This is a genomic window from Mesorhizobium sp. M7A.F.Ca.MR.176.00.0.0, from assembly GCF_004023165.1.
Lineage (GTDB): Bacteria > Pseudomonadota > Alphaproteobacteria > Rhizobiales > Rhizobiaceae > Mesorhizobium.
In genome coordinates, this window is sequence record NZ_RZTC01000177.1 from 1 (window position 1) to 7,861 (window position 7,861).

Annotated in this window: 5 protein-coding genes, 4 pseudogenes and 1 riboswitch; of the genes and pseudogenes, 2 read left to right on the top strand and 7 right to left on the bottom strand. The window is 60.0% G+C overall.

Annotated features, from left to right (window positions below):
- Positions 1-1,632: 1,632 nt before the first annotated feature.
- From EOB59_RS32515 to EOB59_RS32545, 7 genes and pseudogenes are all read right to left on the bottom strand, one after another.
- Positions 1,633-1,923 (bottom strand): annotated as a pseudogene (locus EOB59_RS32515) (integrase core domain-containing protein); the annotation flags it as partial.
- A gap of 3 nt (positions 1,924-1,926) precedes the next feature.
- A pseudogene (locus tag EOB59_RS35730) lies at positions 1,927-2,106 on the bottom strand (SOS response-associated peptidase family protein); the annotation flags it as partial.
- A gap of 203 nt (positions 2,107-2,309) precedes the next feature.
- Positions 2,310-3,299, bottom strand: a complete 990-nt coding sequence (locus tag EOB59_RS32520; RefSeq protein ID WP_128290153.1) for an iron ABC transporter permease — start codon at positions 3,297-3,299, stop codon at positions 2,310-2,312.
- A 23-nt stretch (positions 3,300-3,322) separates the two neighbouring features.
- On the bottom strand, positions 3,323-4,270 hold the full coding sequence (locus tag EOB59_RS32525) for an ABC transporter substrate-binding protein (RefSeq protein ID WP_095488779.1): 948 nt from the start codon (positions 4,268-4,270) through the stop codon (positions 3,323-3,325).
- A gap of 19 nt (positions 4,271-4,289) precedes the next feature.
- Positions 4,290-5,081 (bottom strand): ABC transporter ATP-binding protein, encoded by a 792-nt coding sequence (locus tag EOB59_RS32530; protein WP_095488780.1) that lies wholly within the window; start codon positions 5,079-5,081, stop codon positions 4,290-4,292.
- Positions 5,081-5,479, bottom strand: coding sequence for a DUF1636 family protein (locus EOB59_RS32535; protein ID WP_095488781.1), 399 nt, complete (start codon positions 5,477-5,479; stop codon positions 5,081-5,083). Before EOB59_RS32535 ends, EOB59_RS32530 begins: the two co-directional genes overlap by 1 nt.
- 85 nt (positions 5,480-5,564) lie before the next feature.
- A riboswitch (cobalamin riboswitch) is annotated at positions 5,565-5,770 on the bottom strand.
- A gap of 130 nt (positions 5,771-5,900) precedes the next feature.
- Positions 5,901-6,509, bottom strand: a pseudogene (locus EOB59_RS32545) (GTP-binding protein); the annotation flags it as partial.
- 3 nt (positions 6,510-6,512) lie between these two features.
- Between EOB59_RS32545 and istA the strand changes: the two are divergent.
- Positions 6,513-7,046 (top strand): annotated as a pseudogene (gene istA / locus EOB59_RS32550) (IS21 family transposase); the annotation flags it as partial.
- A 105-nt stretch (positions 7,047-7,151) separates the two neighbouring features.
- Positions 7,152-7,861, top strand: a 710-nt coding sequence (locus EOB59_RS32555; protein WP_164895822.1) for a DDE-type integrase/transposase/recombinase, incomplete at its 3' end; no start/stop codon positions are given.

The following is a 7,861-nucleotide window of genomic DNA, read 5'->3' on the forward strand; positions in this document are numbered from 1 at the left end:
ACGCTGCGGCGGCAGGATATATCCTGATGTAAATGTCGTGCGAGACGGAAGGTGGCAACTTCCGTCTCGCGCTTCGCGCGAGTCTCGCACGACATATGACGTCGCTTTCAGTCTACCTCAGAGAGGTTCCGATGGCGAATATAATATTTCTGTTGCAATAATGTTAAGTATCAGCATTTTGACGATATCGCTTAGAGTACTATTGAATATTCTGCATACAGACCGGTATATTTTGATTTGCGCTTGTAACCTATTCCGCGCATATTACATTGTATCAATTCGTTCATAAAATGACTCAATGCGAATATAGAAGAATATAGACGTGCAAACGTGCCTGGCCTTTATTAAATGCAGTGAACGGTACATCAACATGACACCATGTGCTCAAAAGCATGACTAACGAAAACACGAACAGCAACAAATGAAACAAAGACGCTTAAAGCGCCATACACCTCAAAAGCAAGACAAAACAAAAACAGACATGAAAGACATTACAGAATAAAAGTAAGTTGTTTTAACTTATGCATCGGCCAGGTCAAACAGAACTCCGGTCCCGCTAGTGTCCCTCATCCTAACCACAAAACAGTGCCGGCCCAATCAGCACCACATTGCAAGGGCCGGCTGCGCGACAATACCTCGTATTGAGTTGGTGCTGATACGGCGAAAGTTGGCCCATAGTTGCCCATGGGGGGATGCTGGGAGTTGCGACGAAAAATTCCATGTCGGCAGCCTCGGCGTTGGAACATCCAGCTTGTCGGTAGAAGCCCGCCACGCGTTGACGAGAGCAATTGGTGTCATACGGCGGGACCTCAATCGCCACGATCCTCCCGCAATAGCGTAGGTGGAGCGGAACGTGATCAAGGCGTCCTGTTTCAAGACATTGCCTGGCAGCCTCAGCCGGCATATAGACATACAGGAGACGTGTCCCCGGTGGGGCAAGTTGGATGAGCGCGTTCGTGCTGAACGCGTTCTCGATGTGGTCCACTAGCTCGAGTGTGCGGCCTCTGTACAGAGGACACTCGCCGCCCCAAAACACTGAGCTCATACTCGCCGAGGGCGCTTAGTTGTGTTTCGTGATGGAAGAAAGAACTGTTTTTGGTGTTTAGGCGAGAGTAAGGATGGAGAGGAGACTCGATTGTCCTTGGTGAATGCGGGGACGCAATGAGGCTTATATAGAGAGGGGCGCTCATCCTTATTGGACCGCAATTTTTATAATCGCGAAACGGCACAGTTGCCGTTTCGGTGCAATAAAAGGCATCTTTTGATGTCTCCCTTAGCTCGCGCAGAGTCGCAGCTTCTGTGCAGCCGTTGGCTCTCTCTACAGTTCAAAGGGCACAACTCTAGCGTTCTGCAAAGGGCTGCCCGGATCGCTAAGTCAACAACGCGTCACATCCAACTTTTGGCTTGGCTTGGCTTGGCTTGGCTTGGCAGGATATATGGCTTTGTCACCTTTAGTCGTTTGTGCATTTGTGCACTCGTTCGTTTGTACGTCAGTTCAAGCATGCTGCGTTTCCAAGAACTAACCGGATGGGATTGGAGTGCACCGGCGTTGGTGCACGGGTCTTTTATTGGTGTGGGTGTAGGCAAGCGGTCTGAACCGCGCCGGGTTTGCCGGAGGCCGTTTCGTTTGAGTCACGCTGCCATGGCCGGCTCTTCGAGCATGGCGTAGTAGCGTGCCTCGGCTTCCGCCGGCGGGATGTTGCCGATGGGCTCCAGCAGCCGGCGATTGTTGAACCAGTCGACCCACTCCAGGGTCGCGAACTCGACGGCCTCGAAGGAGCGCCACGGCCCGCGCCGATGGATCACTTCAGCCTTGTATAGGCCGTTGATCGTCTCGGCGAGCGCATTGTCGTAGGAATCGCCGACACTGCCAACCGACGGCTCGACGCCGACCTCGGCCAGGCGCTCGGTGTATTTGATCGACCCAATCTGCCTGTCATGATAGGGCGCGATATCGGGCCCAGGCTCCATCGTCAGCATGGTGAAGGCTTCGCCGACCTCCGGTGTGTCACGCCAGATTCCAGCAATGCAGAAGATCGGCTCGTCCTTCTTTGTGAAGAGCCACTTGTCTTTTCGCTTCTTCTTGGGATCTATCGAATCTGTGAACGCAGTTATGTGGACATGCAACACTTTTGGAACCGGCGCTGCAGTGAGGTCCGCCGTGCGGCCGTGCGGAGCCATTCAAAAGAGCGCAGCACGGCGGACCTTCGTTGTAAGCTGGACCAGATCTTGTGCATGCTCGTCCCGAGGACGAGCATCAAGAACGGCGGTGCGAATAGCGTCGACCTTCCCCGGTTGTATCCGCGACGTCAAAGCCGGTTGTTGATGAGCATCGAAACCACGAAGAATGCGCCAATGGAACTCGTCACGATGCCGATCGGCAGTTCCTGCGGCGGAAGCAGGGTTCGGGCGAAGAGGTCGCTGGCAAGAAGCAACACTGCTCCGAACACCGCACAGGCGACGACCCGGCGCAGATGCAACTGGCCTGCCACACGGCGGGCGAGGTGCGGAATCATCAGGCCAACGAAGCCGATGACGCCCGCCACCGCGACCAGAATGGCGGACGCGAATGCGGCTACCACGAAGGTGAGCATACGGAAGCGAGCCACCTGCACGCCGAGGCTCTCGGCCGTGTTCTCTCCGGCGAGGAAAGCATCGAGCTTGCGGTGGTTGCCTAGCGCGAAGACGACGACACCCGCGGCACCAAGTGATGCGAGCCCGATATTGTCCCAGCGGGCAAGGCCGAGTCCGCCCATGGTCCAGAACAGCACGGAATGCGCCGCGCGCTGGTCGCCGGAGAAGACCAGATAGTTGGTGAGCGCAGTGAACAGGAAGGAGACGGCGAGCCCGGCAAGGATCAGCCGCTCCGGCCCCTGGCCATGGATGCGGCTGACCAGCAGCAAGACGATGATGGCCGCAAGCATGCCGCCGGTGAAGGCGGCGATCGGCAGAGTCCAGGTGCCGAAGTGGTCACCGAACACGGTGATGACCGACACCGCGCCTGCCGCCCCCGACGACAGGCCGAACAGGAAGGGATCCGCGAGATCGTTGCGTGTGACGGTCTGGAGCAGCGCGCCGACCACGCCGAGGCCTGTCCCCACGCAGATCGCCAGCAGCGTCCGCGGCAGACGCAGGTCCACGACGATCTTTCCCACCGGGCCCGAGGGTGCTTCACCGCCGAGTCCTGTCGCATAGGCCAGCGAAGCTACTACGTCTCGCAGCGGGATGAGCGTCGAGCCCCAGGCGATCGACAGAAGCGCAAGAACGATCGCCGTCGCGACGCCTGTGCCGATCGCCATGCCATAGAATCTGGGCGTCACGCTCAGAAGGCTTCGGGATGCATCGCCTTGGCGATCTTGTCGATCGCTTCGATATTGGCTGGACCGGGCGTCAGCTCGGCATAGCGTAGTGCTACGAAGCGCTCGTTCTTCACCGCATCGGTCTCCTTCATCGCCGGATGCGCCTTCAGGAAATCGAGCAGTTTCTGGTAACCGGCATCGTCCTGATAATCGAGCAGGATCAGGAACTCTGGATTGCGGGTGGCAACCGTTTCCCAATCCGCGTTGCCCCAGCTCGTCTCCATGTCGGCCATGATGTTCTCGCCGCCCGCGGCCGAGATCATGGCAGTCGGGATGGCGAACTTGCCGGCGGTGAAAGGCTTGTCCTCGCCGGAATCGTAGAGGAACACCCGCGTGCCCTTGTTGTCTCCGACCTTGGCCGTGATGTCGGCAAGCCTCTCTTTCCAGCCGGCGACCAGTTTTCCTGCCTCGACTTCCTTGCCGAAGACTTTGCCGAGCTTTTCCACGTCGCCATAGAGCAGGTCCATCGACGAAGCCGGCCGGTTCTTGTCGAGATGGACGCAGCTTTCGGTCAGCACCAGTGTCTTGATACCGTGCGGGGAAAGCGTGTCGGGTGTCACATCGCCGCCCGGCTTCATACCGTAATACCAGCCGGCGAAGAAGAAGTCGGGCTCGACCGAAATCAGGTTCTCCAGCGTCGGATATTTGGGAGCAAGCTCGGGGATCGAGCCCTGTTCGGCCGTGAACTCAGGCCCGACCTTGTACCAGCCCGTAATGCCGGTCAGGCCGACGATGGAGGGCTGCAGGCCGAGCGCAAAGGCCATTTCGGTCATGTTGAGGTCATGGATAACGGCGCGCTTCGGCGCAGCATCGAAAGTCAGCGGCGTGCCGCAACTGTCGACGGTCACCGGGAAGGCCCAGCCGGCGGAGGTGACAAGCGTAGCGGCAAGACAGATGAGAAGACGTTTCAAGTGCAAATCCTCCAGTGGATCAGGGGTAGACGGAAAGGCGGATGGGAATGTCAAAGATCGTGAGTTCACGGTCCTCCACGGGGTGCGGCAGACGCAGCACGTCGACGGAAAAGACTTCGCGAACGAGGGCCGGCGTCAGCGTCCTGGCCGGTGAATCGAGGCCAACCAGACGTCCCCCGTTCATCACCGCGACACGGGAGGCGAACGGAGCGACAAGCGACAGATCATGCAGGACGGCGACAACCGCGACACCCAGTTCCGCGACCAGTTCCAGAATCTCCGCCCGCGCCCGGGGGTCGAGATGGTTGGTGGGCTCGTCAAGGAAAAGAACCTTCGGCTCCTGCGCGATGGCGCGGGCGATCTGGGCACGCTGGCGCTCCCCGCCCGACAGCGAGCCGATCACGCGGTCAAGCATTTTCAACATGCCCGTCCGCTTCAGAGCCTCGACGACAATGTCGCGTTCCTCGCTCCTTCTCCGCAAGCCGACATGCGGAACCCTGCCAAGCTCGACATAGTCTATCACCGCAAGGCGCGGATCCGGTTGGTCAGACTGGCCGACCACGGCGATCTTGCGGGCACGATCGATAGCGGCGAGATGGTCGAGACGGCGGCCTCCAAGCCTGATCTCACCCAAACCCGGCCGAACCATTCCCGCGAGCATCCTGAGCAGCGTCGTCTTGCCGGCGCCGTTCGGCCCGATGATTGCCAGCCGGTCGCCCGCCTCCACCCTCAGGCTCACATCCTCGACCAGGCTTTGCCCTGCCAGGGAACGGAAACCGACATCGTGCGCCTCGAGCATGACGGTGCTCATCACGCGACCCGCGCGGCGAGGACCGCAGGAATGCGCGCCAGCGTCTTGCCGGCGAGACCAAGGGGACGCTCGCCCTCCCTGCACCAACCATTCGGCAGCCCATGATAGAGGTGTGCGAAGTCGATCAGGTGGGGAGCGTCACGGTCCGAATCGATGTCGCCGAAGAGGTAGCTGGCCTTGCCGCCGGCTGTGTAGGCAACGGTCAGCGGTCTGTCGCATCCGGCCATGCAGTCGGCTTCGGCTATGTGGAACCGGCGGCCCGGCTCCCCGTCCAGTACGGCATTCAGCATAGATATCAGTCGCAAGCCGGGGTTCCCGTCAATCGCACGCCGGCCGGGGCAGCGGATGCAGACGATGATGCTGTGCTCGGGACTGTGCCCTAAATCGACGCTCTCCATCCGTCACCTCCTCTTCAAGGCACGGAAGGATGGCGCGCATGACGGATTGAGGCCGCCTTCGAGCTTCCTCCCGGCACACCCCGTCCGGTCAATTCTCGCTGATGGCAGGTCTCCTGGCTCGCGGGTCTCAGCGCCATCCTGCCTTCCCGGCCTTCCGGCCAGTGGCGTGTCGGATTTTGCTCGCCGCTTACAGTTGCGGGGGCAGCCATGGCATTGGCCTGAAAGGCTTCACCATGTTCCCTTTTCACCCCGGCGCTTGCGCACCGCGGAACCATCGCGAAGAAGGCTATTGGAGTCGACACGTCGTTGCAACGGCGGTTCATCGCAGTCGCGAACTGGACATCCGCACAGTGCCTGGCAGCCAACCAGTGGACTGCGTTGCCAACATTTTCAGTCGGAAACCCAGCTAGAGCGTCAGCGCTCATGCAGCCTGCCTTTCCCAGCTCGGGAATGGATCCGGAAGATCGCGCCAGTGGCCGGGTATGAAGTTCTTTTCCTTGACGAGGCAGGCATCGAGGTCGGAGCGGATTTGGCGTTCATCCATCGGGTCGCAGCCGATGAAAACGATCTCTTGCCTTCGGTCTCCCCAGATCGGGTCGAGATAAGGTTTCATTGCGGCCTTCCATTCCGGATGATCCGGCCACTGGTTCTTCGGTACGGAGGCCCACCAAAGACCGCGCTTGCCGGTGCGGATCAGTGCTCCTGCTTGGCTGATTTCGCCGACATAGTGCGGACGCGTTGCCAGCCAGAAGAAGCCCTTCGCTCGCACAATGCCGGGCCAGGACTTGTTGATGAAGGCCTTGAGCTTCATCGGATCTAAGGGGCGGCGCTCGCGATAGACGAATGAGCGGATGCCGTATTCTTCGGTCTCGGGCACGTGGTCCTTGAAGCCGTTCAGTTCCTTGAACCAGAGCGGATGCTGCTCGGCCTTCTCGAAATCAAAACGGCCTGTGTTCAGAACCTTGTCCAGCGGGACCCGAGCGAAATCTGTCTCGATCAGTTCGGCGTCGGGATTGAGCGAGCGCACGATCGGAAGCAGCGCGTGTCGCCAACGATGCGCCAACGCCACGCCGCCGGTGAGAAGGTGTTTGTCGACTACGCCGGCGACACCATCGATATCGTCGACCCGATAACGGGCGAAGCTCAGGCTATGAAGTTGTTCGTCGGCGCATTGGGAGCCTCCAGCTATGTTTACTGCGAGGCTCGGCCGAGCGAAGGGCTGGGCGACTGGATCGGCTGCCATGTCGGCATGTTCGCCGCCTTCGGCGGAGTGGCGACCATCACGGTCTGCGACAATCTCAAGGCGGCTGTGACCAACCCCGACCGCTATGATCCCGGCCTCAACCGTACGTACCAGGATATGGCCCGGCACTATGGCACCACAATCCTGCCAGCCCGGCCGTACAAGGCCCGCGATAAGGCAAAAGTCGAAGTTTCGGTCCAAATTGCCCAGAGATGGGTGCTGGCGCGCCTTCGCAACCGCCGCTTCTTCAGCCTGGTTGAACTCAATCAGGCGATCGGTGAGCTGGTCGCCGATCTCAATGGGCGGATCATGCGGGCCTATGGTGTAGGGCGACGTGCGATGTGAAGGATAAGGCGACATCCAGATTTACGAGCAGTCGTCTTCGGCTGATCTTGTTGCTCCAGACCTTTGAGGGATCTGGAGGGGCAGATGAGGCGGCTCGACCTGGAGGCGCGCATGGCAATCAAGGCATTGGCGCGGGGCACAGCGAAGAGCGAGATTGCTCGTCTTCTTGGAGTGACTGAGGGAACGGTCCGTTACCACGTGGCCCGGATGAAGACCGGCGCGGTGGACGGTCGTTCACGGCAGCCTTTCAAGGCTGAAGCGTTGCGCGAGGCGATCGAGCACTGGCGCTCCCAGCAAACGAGCGTCGCACTCAACCTTGCTGCGCTTCACGAATGGTTGTGCGTGGAACATGGCTATGATGGCAGCCTCCGCTCCATCGAGCGGTTCTGGAAGAGCGCCTATCCAGCCCCGGCGCTCCGTGCGCGGCGCCGGGTGGAGACGCCAGCCGGGGCGCAGGCGCAGGTGGATTGGGCGCATTTTCCAGGCGTTCTTATCGGGAATGTGCCGATCGATCTGCTGGCCCTGCACATGGTACTTTCGTGGAGCCGTAAGGAGGCGATCGTCTGGTCGACAGCCAAGGACATGCTGTCATGGCTGTCGTGCCACTCGGCCTGCTTCACCCGTCTGGGCGGCGTCGCGGCGACCGTGCGGATTGACAATGAGAAGACAGCCATTGCTCACGGGGCCGGCGCCTGGGGCACGATCAACGCCACCTACCGGCGCTATGGCTTGATGATGCGCTTTCACATCGACGCCTGTGCGCCGCGCCAACCCCAGGCGAAGGGCAAGGTCTG